This is a genomic window from Desmospora profundinema, from assembly GCF_031454155.1.
GTDB lineage: Bacteria > Bacillota > Bacilli > Thermoactinomycetales > DSM-45169 > Desmospora > Desmospora profundinema.
The window spans coordinates 44,979-63,395 of record NZ_JAVDQG010000004.1 but is presented as its reverse complement, the minus strand read 5'-3'; the positions used below and the strand labels follow the sequence as shown (position 1 = coordinate 63,395).

The window sequence follows — 18,417 nt, the reverse complement described above, 5'->3', positions numbered from 1 at the left end:
TTTCCGTCATTCATCAGCCCAGCGGGGATTCCTCTCCCGCACGCCGGGTGTAGCGCCGCAGCTGCCAGGCGAAGAACGGTGCCCCGATCAATGCGGTGACCACTCCAATGGGCAACTCCCTCGGATCCATGACTGATCGGGCAAATGTGTCCGCCCACACCAGGAAAACCGCACCCGCCAATGAAGCGACCGGCAGCAGCACCCGGTGATCCGGCCCCGTAAACATCCGCATCAAATGGGGAATGACCAACCCGACGAACCCGATCGTCCCGGCCACCGAAACGGCAGCCGCCGTCATCAGGGTGGCCGTTACCAGCAGTGTCAACCGCACCCGCTCCACGGACACCCCCACATGGGCGGCCGATCGTTCTCCCAAAGCAAATAGATTCAAGGATCGGGAAAGCAGCCAGGAGAGAAGGAGTCCTCCAGCCAAAAAAGGAACGATCACCATCGCATGGCTCCAATCCCGCAAAGCGACACTGCCCATCAGCCAGAACTGGATGCGTTGCATTTCCTGAGCGGAAACAGTGGCGATCACATAGGTGAGAATGGCTCCAAAAAAAGCCTGCACCACCACCCCGGACAAGATCAAAGTCTCCCTGCGCATGGTGCTTCCCACCCGTGCCAGAGCCAACACGCAGACGAGGGCCACCGCTCCCAAGGCAAACGCCCACAGGGGGACGGTCCAGCGTCCCAGCCACGCCATTCCCCACCCGGTAAAGATGGCCACCGCCGCACCTACCGCTGCGCCCGAGGAAACCCCCAGAATATATGGATCAGCCAGAGGATTCTTCAGCAAACCCTGAAATACCGTTCCCGCCGCTGCCAATGCCGCTCCCACGAGAGCAGCCAGTAGCACTCGGGGCAAACGGATTTCCCGGATGATCGCTTCTGTCACCGGATCGATCTCCTGGGAGACGGAAGGGCCGATCAATGCGGACCAGACATCGGCCACTCCGATGTCGGCAGATCCGATGGAGATGGATACTGCCATCGAAAGCGCCAACAACAGAATGAAGGCTAAACACCAGAACCCCAGTCGAATCGCCCACTGATTCCCGTTCATTGTCCGACTACATCAGAATACGCTTCCGGATAAAGAACTTCTGCGAGATGAAGGAGCCCCTGCGTAATCCGCGGACCGGGCCGGCTGACCAAATTGCCCTCCAGTGCTTCGATTCGACCTTCCTTTAACGCGTTTACTTTTTTCCAGCCGCCACGGGATTGAATCGCCTTTTCATCCCCATGTGTAAACAGAATCACATCCGGATTCCACTGAACGACCGTCTCCGACGAAACAGGGTCCCACCCTTCATGGTCCGTCGCCACATTTTCTCCGCCGGCCAGTGTAATCAGTTCATCCATAAAGGTCCCTTTCCCGGAAGTGTGCAATTCCGGAGAAACTTCCATCCATACCCGTGCCCGATCATCATCCTTGACCGCCGCCGCCACTTCTTGTGCCTGTTTCTTTTCCTCTTCCATGCCGGACACGACCTCTTCGGCTTTCTCCACCGAGCCGGTGGCCTGTCCCACATCACGAATCATTTGAAAGACGTCCTCCAGATTTTGCGGTTCATACGAAAGGACGGTCAAACCGAGATCCCGCAGTTTATTGATCGCTTCCCCGTTCATGGTAGAGGCCAGTACCAGGTCCGGCTTCAGGGAAGCCACTTTCTCCACGTCGATCGTCATATCGCCAACCGTCTCCAACTCTTTCACTTCTTCGGGATAATCATCATTGGTGGTCACCCCCACCATCTTGTCACCCAGATCCAATGCGTACGCCGTCTCCGTCATGCTGGGGATCAGCGATACAATCGCTTTCGGCTCACTTTCAATGGTCACCTCGGTATCCGTGCCATCCGTCAGCGTAACAGGAAACGATTCTCCCGCTTGCTCCTGCGGCTGGCCCGCCTCTTTTCCGGTGTCGGTAACCGCCTGACAGCCGACACTCCAAACCATGACCAAAACCAGCATCAAGACCCATAAACGAGATCCGATCTTCATCCTCCAACCCATCCTCTCTATTGAACCAATATAAAAAGCCCGCTCGCCCGAGGCAAAAGGGGTTCACAGGCTTACCTTGACAGGGTGCGTCCTTCAAGGTCCCCGCGTTCTCCTTTACCTCGAAGGAGATCGCAAGCTTCCGGCGGGGGCAGGTCTCCTGGCTTGTGGATCATCGCTTCAGCCGCCCCTTCCCGTTCCGAAGAACAGTGGCTTCATGCGGCTTCGCTCCCCACTCACAGTGGCGGGACCGCGCCGGATTCACACCGGCTTCCCTTTTCACTTCCGCCCGTGGGCGGAAGACCCTCGCCTATCCACTTGGTGGCTTCATTATAGCCGATTGTCAGAAATGCTTCAATTCGGAAGGGGGCTAGGAGGCAATGGAGAATCCAGCCACCCCCTTGGCAAAACATCCGTCCCCGCGTTACTCTGAAAAATGAAGACCGGGTGATCCAAAACCTTAAAGTTTGGAAAGGAGGCGGGCCATTGGCCGCCATACAGACCCATTCGTTTCAGTTGGATCTTAAAAAAGAAGGACGGTTGATCCGAGGGGAAGTGCGAGTCCCGGACACTTCCCGCTCACTGCCGACCGTCATCTTCTGTCACGGGTTCAAAGGCTTCCGGCAGTGGGGATTTTTTCCCTATGCAGCCGAAACGTTGGCGAAATATGGTTTTGCCGCCATTACCTTTGATTTTTCCATGAACGGCGTCGGTGAGGACGGGGAGAACTTTACCGAACTGGAACGCTTTGCTCGCAACACATACAGCCGCGAGCAAGAAGATCTATCCCGGCTCGTAGCAGCCCTGACCGCGCGGGAACTTCCGGGTGGCGCAGCCCTGGACCCGGATCGGCTCGCGTTAATCGGACACAGCCGCGGCGGGGCCAACAGCCTGTTGTTTGCCCTGGAACACCCCGAAGTAAACGGAGTCGTTCTGTGGAACAGCATCGCCAAGCCGGATCTGTTTTCAGATGAATTAAAAGCGCGTATCCGCCGGGAAGGAAGGGCCACCATCCCCAACGCCCGCACCGGTCAGGAAATGCCCATTGACCGCGAAGTATTGGACGATCTGGAATCCAATCGGGAGCGCTATAACCTGACAGCACGACTGCAGCACTATGACAAGCCCGTCCTGATCCTGCAGGGGGACGCCGATCCCTCTGTCCGACCCGAGACGGCGAACCTGCTGGCTCAGGCCGCCCCCAAAAGCGAGTACCACTTCCTGGCGGGAGCGGATCATACCTTTGGGGCGGTCCATCCGTTCCGGGGAAGCACGTCCCACCTCGACGAAACACTGGAACGAACCATCTCCTTCTTGCAAAAACTCTTAATCCGTTAAAAATGTGTAGCGGGGTTCAAACTCATATCGGCATCAACGAAAAGACCGGCCCGCGGGCCGGTCTTTTCGTCTCAAGGGGGTCAAACTCTTTTATCGAATAATGGGAAGGAATCGCAATCTTCAAGGTGTTTCTATTATTATAGCCAACTTAAAAATGTATGTCAATCAAAAGATAAAACCCTTTCCAAATTTGCCGTTTTTCACTTGTTGATCAATCGATTTCCCCGCATAATCACTTCACCCTACTAAAACGCGGTTGGATCGGAAGAGGTTTCACCGAAAAAAACTTTTTACCCGATCTCTTTCTCAGTTGATCTTCCCTCATCCCTCCTCCATCGATACAGTCCTGTTCACAATCGGTTTTTCAGGTTTTTTTCAAAATAAGCCACTTCAAAAGGAAGGGTTTACGTACCCGGCTCGGACGGTTAATCCCGTAATAAGTCTTCTATTTCCCAAAGGAGTGAGTCGATGAATTGGCACGATTGGCTGAAGCGAGCGGAAAGCTACGAACCCCTTCCCCCCAACAAGATATTGAGCCTGACTCTCCACACAGATCGAGGCAGTCCGGCACAACAGGGAGGCGAGTGGAAAATCCACCTCAAGAATGGACTGAAAAAACTCCGGGAATACGAAGAAGCCGCCGGAAACGGAGAAGAATCTCAAGTGTTCGCCTCGTTGGCTAAACAGGTGGAACGGGAAATTCACCAAGAGAGAAGAAACTTACGAAAAGGAATCGCTTTGTTCGCCTCCTCTGATCGCCGGCTTTTCCTGATGAAACACTTGGACGTCTCCGTTCATACTGCTTTTCATTATGACGAGCAAGCCGTCACGCAGCCTCTCCGTGACATGTTGGAGTCTTATCCCCTTACCGGAATCGTATTGGTCCAAAACGAACGGGTACGAATGATCGAAACCCAGATGGGTACGGTACGATTCTCACAGGAATACGGTTGGGACCTGGAAGCAGAAGATTGGCACCCGTATGAAGGACCGCACCAAGGTGAGCCCGTCCAACATGCCCGCACTCACACACAAAAGGATCAATACCAGGACCGCTACGAAGCAGTCCAAACCCGTTGGTATAAGCGCTTGGCTCCGCGACTGGATCAGCAGGCCAAAAAGTCCGGCTGGAAACGGACCGTGATCACCGGCGAACCGGGACAAGTGCAGGAACTCTCCCATTTCATGTCCTGTCCCGTAACAAAAATCGATCATAAAAACCTGGGCAACAAAAAAGACCACGAAGTGGTGGAGATGGTGACCCTGTGAACAGAATCAACCACTTCCACCCCATTTACACAAACAACCCGGATCGAAATCGATCCGGGTACGTTTCATTCATCCCGCCATCCGTGCGATCTGTACGCGGTACCCCGTAAACTTGCGCACGTTGAACACCCCGATGTCCAGGATCAAATACTGGGCCTTAATCCCCAGGAGACGGCCCCGCACTTCTTCCTGCTTGTCCAGGTTGATCGTCTTGATCTTTTCCGGCGTGGACAACAGGGGGTAGCGAAAACGACATACCTCCTCCCCTTCCAACAGGAAGGGGTGAAACCGTTCCGGAATGTGCGGAAGGATTTCCTCCCGCACTTGCAACAAATCCCGTTCCTCGATCTCATTTTTCAACATGCGGCGCCAATCGGTTCTGTCCGATAAGTATTGGGAAAGATGGAGTTCCAATTCACCCGATTCCTTTCGGGTCGGCACTTCGGCTATCGGAACGGCCTTCACAGCCCCCTGGTTCATCCAGCGGTTATAGGCGTTGGTCTTACGGGTGATTCCCACCTTCACCCCGCTGGACAAGGCGAGGTAAACCAGGTGGGGCTGCATGCAATGGGCGTTTCCAAAGGATTCGTCCCGGCAGGTCCCTTCATGAAAGTGACACTGGTGGGGTTTGACGATACATAGGTCATTTTCGGCCAGATCGCGAAAACACGGATAACAATAGCCCTGGTTATACGTTTTGCGGATGCGGCGGCCACAGTGGCGGCATGCTTTTTCTCCTTCAAACCGGATCTGGATCTCGTCCCCCAACAACGTGTTCAGCTCCACCGACTCTTCCCCCAACGACAGTCGGTAACGGACCGGAGTTTCCCATCGCGGTTCCATCGGTTTCAGGTGGCCTGTCCATACCAAGGGCCATCCCCTCCCTTCCATCCTCGTCTCCTTCATTGTAGCGGAAGGAAAGCACCCTTGCCCATCGGATTTCATACGCACCCATTTCCGAGTCCAAATACGTCCATGGAAACCCATGGTCTCCGCCAAACTCCCCTTCTCTCCGGTTAGCGAAACCACTTGAAGCGAAAGGGAATTTCGAGGCCCCGCTTCCACCGCCCGAAATCACCCCAATGCCGGTATAAAACCAGTCCCCCTGCCGCAAACACGACCAGGATCACATACACCTGCGGAAACAGCACCAGGGACAATACCATCAACAGCACCGCCGTCACCATGGTGGAAAGAGAAAAGTATCGGGTTAAGAGCAGACTGAGTCCGTATATGACGACCCCCAGCAGAATCAAGATTGGACTGAGCACCAGCAGGGCACCGGCAGCAACGACGGCTCCGTCACCACCCTGAAAACGGCGGAAGACCGAAAAAACTTCTCCCACCACCGCGGCAATCGCAGCCATGGCGGCTCCTGCCCAACCCGCGAACAACAGACCGGCTGTCGTCGCTGTCACTCCTTTGCCAACTTGAATTCCCAACACGACGAGGGGATCATTGGGCGGATTTACCGACGAAATCATGGGCCGATGTCGAAACCGGGCCCATCCCCACAGGAAAGACACCGGCAATGAACCGATGAGGTAGGCGATGACGGTGACGAAGATAATGGTCATGGCTGCCCCCTTTCCTTTCCCCAACCGCAGTGACGATCAGGTTTCCAGCCAGGTCACTTTATCGGCGATGGGCAAACGTGGACGTTCTCTGGGCAAGGCGGCGGGATGGCCGATATAGAGAAATCCAAGAAGGGTTTCCCGTTCCGATAACCCGAAAAAGCGCTTCATCTTCGGAGAATAAGTCTGTTTACCCGTCCGCCAGATGGCACCCAATCCTAACGCATGAGCCGTCAACAGGGCATTCTGGACACCGGCGGCTACCGCACAGATTTCTTCGATTTCTTCCACTCTCGGATCAAGGGAGGGATTGACCGCAGCGGCGATGATGACGGGAGCGCGCAAGGGCTTTTGGCGTGCCTGTTCCAGCTGATGGGAAGCATTCATCTGCTCTTCCTCTGTCATACTTTCGGCCTTGATCTCTGCCAGTACATCCCCTAAGCGGTTGCGGGCGCTCCCAGTCAAAACCGTATATTTCCAAGGTTGGGTCATGTGATGGTTGGGTGCCCATCGCGCCGCCTCCAGTATTTTTTCAATCAAGGCCCGGTCAGGCATTTCTTCCGCCACTTTCCCTACACTTCGTCGGGTCCGGATCGCTTGGTTTACATCCATCGTATAAACTCCTCCTCGTTAATAGGGTTCGTTTCCATTCTAAGGGAAAGAAACACCGTTATGAACCTCCAGCCTGATCCGACAGGGATCACTAACGACTTCCCACGGGTAACGCCCCCCCTGTCATGCTTGAAGCCGTCTGCTCCTGTCTATCGGGGATATCGACGGATCGCCAGCAAGACTAATACCGCCATGCCCAATACGCCGAACAAAGGATAAACTTTCCCCACCAGCACCGGAAATCCAACCAATGAAAACAAATAACCCAGGAAAAAGATGGCACCGATCAGGGTGTGCATCCTCAGCGGTACCCGCTGCTCCAGGTGTGCCGCCAACCCGTATACATTTCCGATCAGAGTTGTAAAAATCTCTCCCCACATCACCGCGAGAAAGAAGTACATCATCCCCTCTCCCAACGTGGCGATCACCAATGCGATCGGGATTTCCATCCCCAGTACCGCCGGTGCTTTCAAAGAAAGGGCAAAGTTTGCTGCCAACAACATGACTCCCAGCCCCAGCCCCCCGAGGATTCCTCCCAAGCGCAAGGTCTTTCGGTCCTGAATCTCGCCACCCAACGGAACCAACACCGCCTGGGACATCGCCAGATTGAAAGCGACATAGGTGACTGCAGACAAAGCCCAATGCCCTTCCTGGGTAAACATTCGGATCTCTCCGATGTTTCCCCAGCCCCCAGCCTCCTGGATCCCCTGCACTCCCACAATCATGGTAAATACAAACATGAGCGGAACGACCAGCGCGTTGACGTGGAGAATGCCCTCCATTCCTCTCATAATGACGATGAACGCCACCAAGGAAGTGGCAAGAACCCCCACATGAAAGGAAAGACCGAGTTGCTCCTGAAACAGGGATCCGGTTCCGGACATCATCGCTGTCGTCACTCCAAACAGTATGACACCGACTAAAGCGTTCATCCAACGTCCCCACTGACGGCCAAACAGATAATTATTAAAAGCCTCATAACTGGTCGCCCTCAATGAGGCTCCCATCACCATCATCCGGATTCCCAACCAGGAGAAGAGAATGGTTACCAGGATGATCGCCCAGACGCCGCCGGTTCCATAAACCGTGAAAAATTGCATGATCTCCTGTCCCGATGCAAAACCGGCTCCCACCACGGTACCGATGTACGTAAAGCCCACCCTGGACGCTGTCAACCACCTCTCGTGCAACACCCGTACACCCCTTCCCTGTCGGACTCGTCCCTCACACTCCAGTCTATGGGAGGCGGGGACAGGTTAGAACAAAAGGGACAAACACACCAAAAACCCACCGACTGTGCCGGTGGGTTTTTGGTGTGACTTAAGGGCGCCTCCTGCGAGGTTCATCCTCTTGCCAGCTGGATTGATTTTGCCGATCGTAATCGGGCATTCGGGGAATCGAAATCTCATCTCCGTTCCCGTCTTCGTCACCCGGCTGTTCGTCTTCACCAGGAGGCTCGCCGGGATTCTCCGGGGCAACATCGTTTTCATCCCCCTGATCCCCTTCTTGGTCACCGGGAGGGCGCTCCGGTTCTTCCGGGGGCTCTTCCGGCGGACGGATTTCAAAGGTGACGACATTGGAAGGATCCGCTTCGTCTCCGGTTTCGGTGTCAATCGCGATTACCCTGTACGAATAGGTGGGACCGCGTCCAAAGATGGCATCCAACCGATTATCCGGCAAACGGAGGCGATCATCGGTAAAGGTTCCGTCGGTGGTGTCCCCGATCGCCTGCCAGTCCGATTGATTCTCCGATCGTTCCACCCGGTAGGAGAGTCGGTCGTCGTAATCGTTCCAGCGCAGCTGAATCGCGGGTGTATCCGCGTCAAACGATCCTTTCAACTCCACCGGTTTTAGTTGGAAAGGCGGTTTCGGTTCCGGAACACCCGGATTTTCAAACCGGCTGACCGGCGTTCCCGCCAGCGCCTCCGCCATCACTTGCTGGAATATCCTCGCCGGATAACCGCCCCCGCTCAGTTCCACCTGACCATTTTGCTTGTTAAAGACCATGGCAGACATCACGTATTCCCGTGAATATCCCACAAACCAAGCTTGGCGGCTATTTTGGGTCGTTCCCGTTTTACCGGCCACATCACGCCCGTCCGGAAGGCGAGCATTGGTGCCGGTTCCCTGTTCCACGTTGTACTTCATCATCCGTGTCAGGTAGTAGGCCGTCTGCGGCGCCAGCACTTCCTCATCCCGCTTCAAATCCCCTTCTTCTTCTGCCTCCCACTTACGGTCTTCGGTGCTGATACTTTCGATGGCATGGGCTTCCGTCATGGAACCATTGTTGGCAAAAGCGGTATACGCCTGTGCCATTTCCACAGTATTCACCCCTTGAGTCAGCCCTCCCAAAGCGAGGGCTGCATGGGAACCCTTGTCTTTATTATCCAGCTGCAGCCCCAACCGCTCCGCATACTGAACGGCTGTCGGCAGACCCACTTCTTTGTCCAGAAGCCATGCGGTGGCAACGTTCAGCGATTGGGCCAACACATCCCGCAACGGCAGTGTGCCAAAACTCCGTTTCTGGAAGTTTTGCGGTTCCCAATTCCCAACCTGAAAATCGGGAGGATCCTGCACCATCGAGTATTCGTTATATCCCTTTTCCTGGATTACTGGTGCATAAACCGTGATCGGCTTGATGGCGGAACCCGGTTGCATTTTCTCTTCCGTGGAGCGCAAGATATAACCGCTGCCCTTGTACTCTCGTCCTCCAGCGACAGCAGCGATTCCCCCTGTTTGGGGATTCACCATTGTGGCGCCCCCGTCCAGTTCGTCATGGTTTTGAAAAAGGGCGTCGTTTTGGAACGCCTTCTCCATCGCCGACTGGGCCTTAGGCACCAGGTTGGTGTGGATCTCGTAACCCCCGGTGGCCAACTCTTCTTCGGACAAGCCGAAACGGACTTCCGCCTCCTGAATCACCAGGTGTTTATACGCCTGGTAGCGGTCGTTTCGGAGATGTTTCGTCAAATGCTCGCGATTGACGCCCAACTCTTTTTTGCGGTATTCATCCCGTTCCGCCGCCGTGATTACCCCTTGTTCCGCCATCAGTCCCAGGACCAGGTTTCGCCGTTCTTTGGCCCGCTCTTCATCCTGATAGGGGTTGTAGGCGGAAGGAGCCTTGGGCAGCCCCGCCAATAGCGCAGCTTCGTGGGGCTTCAGTTCATCCTTGGTTAGATCCTTGTCAAAATAAATTTTAGAGGCCATTTGAATCCCCTGAACATCATTTCCAAAATAGATGAAGTTCAGGTATGCTTCCAGGATTTCATCTTTACTGTAATCCCGCTCCAGATTCCAGGCGACGGTAACCTCTTGAAATTTACGGGTGTAGGTTTTGATATTGCTTTCCAAAATGACGTTTCGCGCTACCTGCATCGTGATGGTTCCCCCGCCTTCGGCCCTGCGCCCTTCGCGGACATTGGCCACGACGGCGCGAGCGATGCTGCGGAAGTCCACCCCGTTATGTTGCCGGAACCGCCGGTCTTCTACGGCGATAAAACTATTTTCAATCAGTTCTTTTGAACGAATCTCATCCATGCTGATGTATTCCCGGTTGGACGACCCCAACTTGGTTGCTTCCTTCCCTTCCACATCATAGATGGTAGAAGCAAACTGGATCTGATCCAAGCGATCCAACGGCACCGACTTGGCCGACATCATCACCGCCGAACAACCGCCGATTACCAATAACGCGGTGGTGATCAACACCAGTACGACCCACTTTTTCGTAAAAAAGCGGGGGCGCTTCCCTCCATTTTTACGGCCACGGTCCTCCACACGGGAACCGACTCGTTTTTCCCCTGGGGGCGTCGCCCGTTTTTTTTCATCGTCCATCTCCTTCAACCCCCTCTGCATGGCATGATCCTCATCCCACCACTGGGAGGAATCCTCTCTATCTCTTTCAATATCTGTCAATGCCATATATCTTTTATACTACTCCATCCACAACAAAATGCCAATGGAAGAACGCGGAGCATTCAGCCGGAAAGTGAAGGGTGTTCCTGAAAACCGGCTTCTGGTGGATTGGAGAGGGCGGCAGGAACGTTTACAGTCTGTTGCCGTGTAAATGTTGATGCATCCATCCAAAAGAGTCAAAACAAAAGAGAACGGCGTTCCCATCTGGAACGCCGTTCTCTCGTTCGGTCCATAGCGGTCATTTATTTAGGGCCAAAAACCTTGCTCCCCTTCTTCGTCGTCATCGCCGTCATTGTTGCCTCCTTGACGGCCACCACCCCGTTGGTCACCCCGCTCTGGGATTGTGATTTGGTCCCCCTGTGAACCCTGTTCCTGATCCTGTTGCTGATCCTGCTGGTCCTGCTCTTCCTGCTGATCCTGCTCCTCTTCTTCCGGCGGTGGTTCCTCCTGGTTGGGAGTAACCTTCACTTCCACCGCGTTGGAAGGATCGGACTTGGCATCACCGTCTTCCTTGTCGACGGCGATCACACGGTAGAAGTAGGATTTGGGCTGGTCTCCGCCGCCGAAGAAGTCCCGCAGGAAGTTTCCTTTAGGCACTTCGATGTTTTGGTCGGTATAGCCGCCGCCTTCCGCTTCTCCGATAGTGCTCCAGTTCTGGTTGTCCTCGGAACGCTGCACTTCATACTTCACCCGCTCGCCGAGGTCGGTCCACTTCAGATTGATCGCTTCCCCATTGGGATCATAGCGGCCGGACAGATCCCCTACCGGTTTCAACTGGAAGGGCGGCTCCGGTTCCTTGACGCCTTGCGGCGGATCGAAGTGTTTTACTTCCAATCCCGCCATCACTTCCGTCATGACCGCTTGCCAAATCCGTGCTGGATAGCTGCCCCCGGTGAGCCTCACTTCGCTGCCCTTATCATTGAAGACAGCCACCGCACCCACGTACTGCGGAGTATATCCGACAAACCAGGCTTCCTTGCTGTTCTGGGTAGTCCCCGTCTTACCCGCTACCGGACGGCCGTCAGCCAGCTGGGCGTTACGCCCGGTTCCAATGTCGCTCTCCACCGCATACTGCAGCATGCGGGTGGTATACCAGGCAGTCTGGGGTTTGTAAACCTCCCGGTCGGTCTCCAGTTCCTTTACGGGAGAGATTTCCTGGCCTTCGTTATCTTCGATTTTGCGGATGGTGTGGGGTTCATGGTTGACGCCGTTGTTGGGGAAAGCGGAGTAGGCTTGCGCCATCTCCACAGTATGGACCCCGTCCGTCAACCCGCCCAACGCCATCGCCGCAATACTGCCTTTATCCTTTTCGTTCAGCTCCAGCCCGGCTCTGGTCGCATATTCATAGGCCCGGTTCAGCTTCACGTGTTCCGTTAACAACCATACGGTGGAGGCGTTGAGGGAGCGGGCCACCGCTTCCTTCATCTCGATATCGCCGTAAAACTCCCCGGTGTAGTTACGGGGGGTATACTCACCGATCTTGATTTCTTCATCCTTGACGATGTGATACTCGTTCATGCCCAGTTCCACTGCTGGAGCGAACACACTGATGGGCTTCATCGTCGATCCGGGCTGCATCCGCTGGGTGGCCCGGTTCATATAACCGGTTAAATAATTGCGTCCCCCGCCCAAGGCGACGATCTCCCCGTTGGTGGGATCCATGATGGTCAGACCCGCATCCAACCCTTCCAGCGGCTGCCTGGTATCTGAGTCCACAAAAAACTGGTTTTCTTCGTCTTTCAACGCTTTTTCCGTCGCCTTCTGCGCTTTCACATTCAGCGCAGTGTGTACCTTGAATCCCCCATTAATCAACTCATCTTGGGGAATGTTGGGGTAACGCTCCTTCAATTCATCGAACAGGTAATCCTTGTACGCCGCATACTCGTTTTTCGGCAGGTGCTTCTGGACATATTCCGGATCGACGCCCAGCGGTTGTTGTTTCGCTTTTTCCGCTTCCGCTTCCGTAATAAGCTGAGGGGAATCTTTGGTGATCTCCGCCAGCTTGTTCAGCACCACGTTGCGCCGGTTGATCGCTCGTTCCTCCTGCTTAAACGGATCGTATCCGTAAGGAGCTTTCGGCAGCCCGGCCAGGAGTGCAATTTCCTCCGGTTCCAGCTCTTCTTTGGTAATGTCTTTGTCGAAATAGATCTTGGCGGCCATCTTGACGCCCCGGACATTGTTCCCCAAGTCAATATAATTGATATAAGTTTCCAATATTTCCTCTTTTTTGTAGTTTCGTTCCAGGTTGAGCGCCACCGCGATTTCGTTCAGTTTCCGCGTGTATGTTTTTTGCCGTTCTTGCAATACCGCGTTCCGTGCCACCTGCATCGTGATCGTGCTGGCACCTTCCGCTTTGCCCAGGGAGATAATGTTGCGGTAAATGGCGCGGGCAAAGCCCCGGTAGTCGATCCCATTGTGCTTGTGGAAGCGCTCGTCCTCCACTTTGACAAAGGCCTCGGCCAACTCGGGGGATTTGATATCCTTAATCTTCACATACTCCCGGTTGGAGGCACCCAGCTTCATCACTTCTTGCCCTTCGGCATCATAAACAGTGGAGGATTCCTCCATTTTCTCCCGGATCTCTTCGATATCGTAGGTCTTAGCGCTCATCATGACGGCGGAACATCCGCCGACCACCAGCAGAAGGGTGGTGATACAGACCAAGAAAAACCACTTCCAGGTGAAGAAGCGGAATTTCTTTTTGCCACCACCACCGGACCCGCGTGGCCCGCCCAGACTGCGTTTCCCGGTCCTGCGTTCATTGGAACGCGAGCGGGAAGGGACGGCCCTCGACTCCATGCGATACTGGTCCATTCCTTTTTACCCCCTCAAATTGCATGTGGCAGATTTCTGACCCAAACTTGTCAAGCTTGTCCAAACTGTCTCTCTACGGGATAATCGAATGAATATTCGCGTATGTGTAATCGCCGATCACCCCGCTTTTCTTGCCGGCGGGGGAGGTTTTTTCCTCTCCTTTTCGCACGGGATCACGGTTATGGTATAGTGGGAGGCGAGGTGATCACCCCATGAACGTATCTGCAGCCGTTTTTGCCTGCCGGTTCACCGGAGTCGTCGGGATTCTCGCATCCCTCCTGTTTTGGAATCTGTACGGTTTCGCCGGATTGGTGTTCGGCTTGTTAAGTTCGATGTTTTGGTTTGGTTTGGCCTGGCATCTTCAACGAGGATCCAAGTCCCAAAAATAAAAACGAAACCTGTCGAAACGGCACCTTCCCATTATAACGCAAATCGAATCTCTTTTGTTACAGGATCTTTAATTACAGCGGAACAACTGCCTCTATTACGGCAGTTGTTTTAGTTGGTTGCAACTTATTCCCTATGATCCACTCGGAAATCTCGGTTGTCAAACCCTCCCGTCACCGGGACCACCGCCCCCGTGATGAAATCGGAATTAGGCTCCGCCAGAAACCGGATCACCCGAGCCAGGTCCTCCCCGGTTCCCGGCCGCCCCACCGGATTGCGCGGCTCCTGTTTGCCGCGGGCCGCGGCAATCGGCGCTTCTTTGAACGGATGGCGAATATCCCCCGGCGAAACCATGTTGACAGTGATTCCGTGAGGGGCCTCCTCTTGCGCCAAGGTACGGGTGAGGGAGACTACCCCCGCTTTAGCAGCGGCATAGGCGGAAAAACCCGTCCAGGCCGGAGCCGTTTCCACCTCGGGGAAGCCGAACGTGACAATCCGCCCCCATCCTCTCCGCCGCATTCCCGGCACCACCTCCCGTACACAGTAGAACACCCCGCTTAAATTGCCGTCCACCATTTCCCGCCACTGATCATCGGTGAAAGCGATCGTCTCGATCCGCTGAAAGAGTAACGGCCCCGCCGCACAGACCAGGACATCGACACGTTCCCAGCAGTCGTGGATAACGCCGGCCATGCGGCGCACGTCTTCCACCTGGGAAACATCCCCCTGTAAAGCCAGCAACTGACCGCCCCGCTCCTCCACTTCCCCCTTCAATTTCTCCGCTGCATCCAGGCTGCTGCGGTAATTGACGGCAATCCGATATCCCGCCTCAGCCAGAACACGGGCCACCTGCACCCCTAAGCCGGAGATGCCTCCCGTAATCCAAGCCACCTTTGCTTCCGTTGTCATACACCCAGCCCCCTCTCCCCGTCAATACGTGAATGATGCATCCTCGTCATATTCATTTATTGTACTGATGTTGCGATTTTACTGCAAAAACCATCCCGCTTTATCATGCCCTTTTCCAATTATCACAAAAATGTCAACGCTTTCATGAAGGAGCCACCGAGGGTCATGTGGTATCTATTCGGAGGAAGATAAATCCATCCATCTTTCTCAATAGAAAGGAGTCCATATCCATGGGTTCGAACCGACCATCCACCCTGGCCCCGGATTTCTTCTCTCCCCGTTTTAGAGAGCAGGCTTACACCCTTTACCGAGACCTGAGAGAAAAAGGAGCCGTCCACCCGATCCAAATGCCGTCAGGGGAGCCGGCCTGGCTCGTCACTCGATATGATGCCGCCCTCGCTGCATTGAAAGATCCGCGCTTCATCAAAAACCCGCGTACGCTCCCCGACTGGAAAGACGATCTGCCGGAAGAAATCGAAGTTTTTGATGAACACATGCTGGCCGCGGATCCCCCGGATCATACCCGATTGCGCAACCTGGTCCATCAAGCCTTTACCCCCCGCATGATCGAAGGGATGAATCACCGAATACAAGAAATCGCAGACACATTGCTGGATCAGATCGCCTCCACACCCAGCCGTCGGTGTGATCTGATTGACGCATACGCCTTTCCCTTACCCATTCTCGTCATCTGCGAAATGCTGGGCATTCCCGCCGACGACCGTAAGCGCTTCCGGGAATGGTCCAACGCTCTGTTGGCCACCACCAACCGGCCGGAGAAGATGGAGGAAGCCCGCCCCAAAATGAAGGAGTTCCAGGAATACTTGGGTGAGTTGTTCCACATGCGGCGTTCCGATCCCGCTGATGATCTGGTCAGCAGGCTGGTACATGTGGAAGAGGAGGGAAGCCGCCTGACATCCAATGAACTGTATTCCATGATCTTTCTGCTCATCATCGCAGGACATGAAACCACCGTCAATCTGATTGGCAACGGAGTGCTCGCCCTGTTCCAACACCGAGAGCAACGGGAGCTTCTCCGCCGTCGACCGGAATTGCTGGACCACGCAGTGGAAGAGATCCTGCGCTACTACAGCCCTGTTGAGATGGCCACCGACCGATGGGCGGCGGAAGATCTTTCATTCTTCGGTGAACCCATCCCTCAGGGCAGCCTGGTAATCGTCGCACTCGGGTCAGCCAACCGGGATAAAAGTCAATTCCCGGAACCGGATCGCTTTGACATCACCCGCCAGCCCAACCGTCACCTCGCCTTTGGGATGGGAATCCACTACTGTCTCGGCGCCCCCCTGGCCCGGCTGGAAGCCAAAATCGCCATTCCCACCCTCCTGGAACGACTGCCGGAGCTGACACTCGATTTTGGAGAAGAACCCCTTCCTTGGAGGCAGGACTTTCTTATGCGAGGCCTGACCAAACTGCCGGTTCGCTTTTAACGGAAAGAAAAAACCGCCCGTCTGGACGGTACAGCTGTTTGCAACAACGATGGAAAATCGAATCAGCCGATCAGGACCCTGTCGGCTCCAGGATCCACTTCGTCATCAATAAGAGTAACGATGCCCCGATCAGAATCCCCGACACCGTCCACAGGGGATGAACCGAATCCCACAGAGCCAGGGCAAGCACCATCACAGTCAGGCCAGCCACGGCCACCACCCGGAACAGCCGCCGACGGGTCCACCATGCTAAACCGGCGGAGATCAGAGTCAACCCTGACATCGCCTGCCACTCCCACATCCAGATCATCGACCAATCCATGGCGGTTCCCTCCTTTTTTTCCATTATGATCAGGAAAAAGGACGGACATACCAAAGACACGATGCCTCCATTCCTGGTGAGAACAGCCTTGTTTACAAAACCACACCCGACGCTTTATGAAACGTCGGGTGTGGTTACCATGTTCCAGTTTTATTATCGGGTCCATCTTTCGTCTTGCCGCTTACCGCTTTTGATCCTGATCCTCTACATAGATGGAACGAATCACCGTCCGTTCAAAGGGCTGACCCTGGACATCGGTCCCTTTCACATCCAAGGTCAGGTTGTAAACACCCGGTTCCGTCAATTTCGGCAATTCCCCCTTGAAAGCGCTTTCTTTTGAAACCGCTTTCAAACGATTCCGATGAGAAGCCGATTTCATCTTTTTCTGTGAACTCGGTGTAGTCACTTGGACATCCACTTTTAAATCCTTCACGTTCAGCTTGTCGGTCTCCATAATCTCCAGACTCAGGGGAACTTCGCTTCCCGTTTCGGGCTGGCTCGTTACGTTCAGAGAGACGGTTTGCGGCGCCAGAAAGGTGCCGGTCAATAGGTAGGCATCCTCATCCTGGCTGGCGAGTCGGATCGTCCAGGTACCCGCCTCAGGTGCGTCAATCCGGAAAGCCTGGACGACGGCATCCTGAAATATTTCCTTTTCCTCACTTTTCCCATAGACATCGCTCCGGTTATCGTAGGTTTTTCCGGAAGGAGAGGTCAGTTCCACTTTCACGTTGTTACCGCTGGTCATTAAGGTGAAGATCGCTGCCTCGGTAGCTTCGGTGACAGTCACGTTCATTTCCTGTTTTTCTCCCGCAGCCAGAGGGCCCCCGCGCACCCAATGATCCCCGCGGTCCGGCACCGCTTCAGCGGATGCGGCCACTTCATCCATTCCGGCCATTACCGGTTGAGAAGCGGGAGCTGCCGTGCTCAAGATTTCATCGATCCGATGAAGAGCCGTTCGTCCCAACCGGATGTTGTCATGATCCAGGTTGGTGGTAAACAGATGATGCCCATTGGGCAGCGAAGCGCTCCACACGTTCACCATTCCATCGTTCTTTCCGTGAACGGCCAGATAGGCCCCACCCGCCCACAACGCTGAGAACAGCGGACCCCAGCTGGTTCCAGCAGTGGTGTAGTAGCTGTTGCGGCCAGCGTTGGCATGGGAATCGGTTACGGAACGGAACTGTCGCATATTCGCCGTTTGCAGCGATTCGGATCCTGCACTGCGGGCACCCAACAGTTCCGCCAGCCAACCGGCCCAGGTACTATGGGCCAAATCCGCCAGATGGGACCCGTGGTGAGGAGATCCCAACGTAACGACACGACCCACATAAGGGTGAGCACCATAATGGACCAGAGCCGCCTGGGTGTCAATGCCACCCTTGCTGTGAGCGACCACATTGACGCGCTGGCCGAAGTGATCATGAATCTGCCGCAACAAGCCCGCCAGCATCCGTCCGTTGTCCCACTGGCTGGCAGCGCTTCCACCAGAGTCGTGCAAATCGACAAAGGCCGTCCGGTAGCCGTGTTCCCGGGCAAGGGAAGCCATGTCATTGTTCCCGTAATACTGGGTTCTTCCAGACCAATGGACTGAACATCCATTTAACCCCTGTACAAATACAAGTGGCGGTTTGGCAGGATCCGGGTTGGCGGGAGCTTCCCCCAGATACCACGTACCCGGCGCTTTTCCGCACGATCCTCCCTTCCCTCCCATGGGCTGTACCGTCCCGGTAGAATCCGGATTGGCCCCATAACCGATCCCCGCAGGCATAGCCAATACCAACACCAGTAAAACCGCCGCAACCATCCTGACTTTCCGTTTCAAGGAATT

15 protein-coding genes and 1 riboswitch are annotated in these 18,417 nt (G+C 54.9%); of the genes, 4 read left to right on the top strand and 11 right to left on the bottom strand.

Annotated features, from left to right (window positions below; translation table 11 throughout):
* Positions 1-13 precede the first annotated feature (13 nt).
* A complete protein-coding gene (locus JOE21_RS09280) occupies positions 14-1,066 on the bottom strand; it encodes a FecCD family ABC transporter permease (RefSeq protein WP_309865133.1) in 1,053 nt (350 codons plus the stop codon).
* A complete protein-coding gene (locus JOE21_RS09275) occupies positions 1,063-2,007 on the bottom strand; it encodes an ABC transporter substrate-binding protein (RefSeq protein WP_309865130.1) in 945 nt (314 codons plus the stop codon). The genes JOE21_RS09280 and JOE21_RS09275 overlap by 4 nt, the downstream gene beginning before the upstream one ends.
* Before the next feature lie 130 nt (positions 2,008-2,137).
* Positions 2,138-2,327, bottom strand: a riboswitch (cobalamin riboswitch).
* Positions 2,328-2,490: 163 nt separating this feature from the next.
* On the opposite strand from JOE21_RS09275, the gene JOE21_RS09270 reads away from it, so the two are divergent.
* Both JOE21_RS09270 and JOE21_RS09265 read left to right on the top strand, forming a co-directional pair.
* Positions 2,491-3,342 (top strand): alpha/beta hydrolase family protein, encoded by an 852-nt coding sequence (locus JOE21_RS09270; RefSeq protein WP_309865128.1) that lies wholly within the window; start codon positions 2,491-2,493, stop codon positions 3,340-3,342.
* Positions 3,343-3,810: 468 nt separating this feature from the next.
* Positions 3,811-4,611 carry a VLRF1 family aeRF1-type release factor gene (locus JOE21_RS09265; protein ID WP_309865126.1) on the top strand — a complete coding sequence of 267 codons (801 nt, stop codon included), beginning with the start codon at positions 3,811-3,813 and terminating at the stop codon, positions 4,609-4,611.
* 69 nt (positions 4,612-4,680) lie between these two features.
* Here JOE21_RS09265 and JOE21_RS09260 read toward each other — a convergent pair whose 3' ends face one another.
* The 6 genes from JOE21_RS09260 to JOE21_RS09235 all read right to left on the bottom strand — a co-directional run bounded on the left by JOE21_RS09260 (position 4,681) and on the right by JOE21_RS09235 (position 13,523).
* Positions 4,681-5,454, bottom strand: coding sequence for a DUF2797 domain-containing protein (locus tag JOE21_RS09260; RefSeq protein WP_309866057.1), 774 nt, complete (start codon positions 5,452-5,454; stop codon positions 4,681-4,683).
* Positions 5,455-5,627: 173 nt separating this feature from the next.
* On the bottom strand, positions 5,628-6,188 hold the full coding sequence (locus JOE21_RS09255; protein ID WP_309865124.1) for a glycerol-3-phosphate acyltransferase: 561 nt from the start codon (positions 6,186-6,188) through the stop codon (positions 5,628-5,630).
* 36 nt (positions 6,189-6,224) lie between these two features.
* Positions 6,225-6,797, bottom strand: a complete 573-nt coding sequence (locus JOE21_RS09250; protein ID WP_309865121.1) for a nitroreductase family protein — start codon at positions 6,795-6,797, stop codon at positions 6,225-6,227.
* Positions 6,798-6,946: 149 nt separating this feature from the next.
* Positions 6,947-7,972, bottom strand: a complete 1,026-nt coding sequence (locus JOE21_RS09245) for a YkvI family membrane protein (protein ID WP_309865119.1) — start codon at positions 7,970-7,972, stop codon at positions 6,947-6,949.
* Positions 7,973-8,117: 145 nt separating this feature from the next.
* Positions 8,118-10,628, bottom strand: a complete 2,511-nt coding sequence (locus JOE21_RS09240; protein WP_309865116.1) for a transglycosylase domain-containing protein — start codon at positions 10,626-10,628, stop codon at positions 8,118-8,120.
* A 327-nt stretch (positions 10,629-10,955) separates the two neighbouring features.
* Positions 10,956-13,523, bottom strand: coding sequence for a transglycosylase domain-containing protein (locus JOE21_RS09235; RefSeq protein ID WP_309865114.1), 2,568 nt, complete (start codon positions 13,521-13,523; stop codon positions 10,956-10,958).
* 212 nt (positions 13,524-13,735) lie between these two features.
* On the opposite strand from JOE21_RS09235, the gene JOE21_RS09230 reads away from it, so the two are divergent.
* A complete protein-coding gene (locus JOE21_RS09230; protein ID WP_309865111.1) occupies positions 13,736-13,912 on the top strand; it encodes a hypothetical protein in 177 nt (58 codons plus the stop codon).
* A gap of 124 nt (positions 13,913-14,036) precedes the next feature.
* Here the strand turns inward: JOE21_RS09230 and JOE21_RS09225 are convergent, their stop codons facing one another.
* The gene (locus tag JOE21_RS09225; RefSeq protein WP_309865109.1) at positions 14,037-14,819 is read right to left on the bottom strand and encodes an SDR family oxidoreductase; all 783 of its coding nucleotides are present in this window, start codon (positions 14,817-14,819) and stop codon (positions 14,037-14,039) included.
* Positions 14,820-15,049: 230 nt separating this feature from the next.
* Here JOE21_RS09225 and JOE21_RS09220 point away from each other — a divergent pair, with 230 nt between their 5' ends.
* Positions 15,050-16,267, top strand: coding sequence for a cytochrome P450 family protein (locus tag JOE21_RS09220; RefSeq protein WP_309865106.1), 1,218 nt, complete (start codon positions 15,050-15,052; stop codon positions 16,265-16,267).
* A 70-nt stretch (positions 16,268-16,337) separates the two neighbouring features.
* On the opposite strand, the gene JOE21_RS09215 is transcribed toward JOE21_RS09220, so the two are convergent.
* Entirely contained in the window at positions 16,338-16,589 is a 252-nt protein-coding gene (locus tag JOE21_RS09215; RefSeq protein ID WP_309865103.1) for a hypothetical protein, read from the bottom strand.
* Positions 16,590-16,770: 181 nt separating this feature from the next.
* Positions 16,771-18,411 carry an alpha/beta fold hydrolase gene (locus JOE21_RS09210; protein ID WP_309865100.1) on the bottom strand — a complete coding sequence of 547 codons (1,641 nt, stop codon included), beginning with the start codon at positions 18,409-18,411 and terminating at the stop codon, positions 16,771-16,773.
* Positions 18,412-18,417: the final 6 nt, after the last annotated feature.

Excerpts from the sequence above, each read along its gene's own strand:
- JOE21_RS09255 (WP_309865124.1), bottom strand. The coding sequence starts at position 6,188 with ATGACCATTATCTTCGTCACCGTCATCGCCTACCTCATCGGTTCATTG.
- JOE21_RS09240 (WP_309865116.1), bottom strand. The coding sequence starts at position 10,628 with ATGGACGATGAAAAAAAACGGGCGACGCCCCCAGGGGAAAAACGAGTC.
- JOE21_RS09215 (WP_309865103.1), bottom strand. The coding sequence starts at position 16,589 with ATGGATTGGTCGATGATCTGGATGTGGGAGTGGCAGGCGATGTCAGGG.
- JOE21_RS09260 (WP_309866057.1), bottom strand. The coding sequence starts at position 5,454 with ATGGAACCGCGATGGGAAACTCCGGTCCGTTACCGACTGTCGTTGGGG.
- JOE21_RS09225 (WP_309865109.1), bottom strand. The coding sequence starts at position 14,819 with ATGACAACGGAAGCAAAGGTGGCTTGGATTACGGGAGGCATCTCCGGC.
- JOE21_RS09230 (WP_309865111.1), top strand. The coding sequence starts at position 13,736 with ATGAACGTATCTGCAGCCGTTTTTGCCTGCCGGTTCACCGGAGTCGTC.
- JOE21_RS09265 (WP_309865126.1), top strand. The coding sequence starts at position 3,811 with ATGAATTGGCACGATTGGCTGAAGCGAGCGGAAAGCTACGAACCCCTT.
- JOE21_RS09220 (WP_309865106.1), top strand. The coding sequence starts at position 15,050 with ATGGGTTCGAACCGACCATCCACCCTGGCCCCGGATTTCTTCTCTCCC.
- JOE21_RS09235 (WP_309865114.1), bottom strand. The coding sequence starts at position 13,523 with ATGGACCAGTATCGCATGGAGTCGAGGGCCGTCCCTTCCCGCTCGCGT.
- JOE21_RS09250 (WP_309865121.1), bottom strand. The coding sequence starts at position 6,797 with ATGGATGTAAACCAAGCGATCCGGACCCGACGAAGTGTAGGGAAAGTG.
- JOE21_RS09280 (WP_309865133.1), bottom strand. The coding sequence starts at position 1,066 with ATGAACGGGAATCAGTGGGCGATTCGACTGGGGTTCTGGTGTTTAGCC.
- JOE21_RS09275 (WP_309865130.1), bottom strand. The coding sequence starts at position 2,007 with ATGAAGATCGGATCTCGTTTATGGGTCTTGATGCTGGTTTTGGTCATG.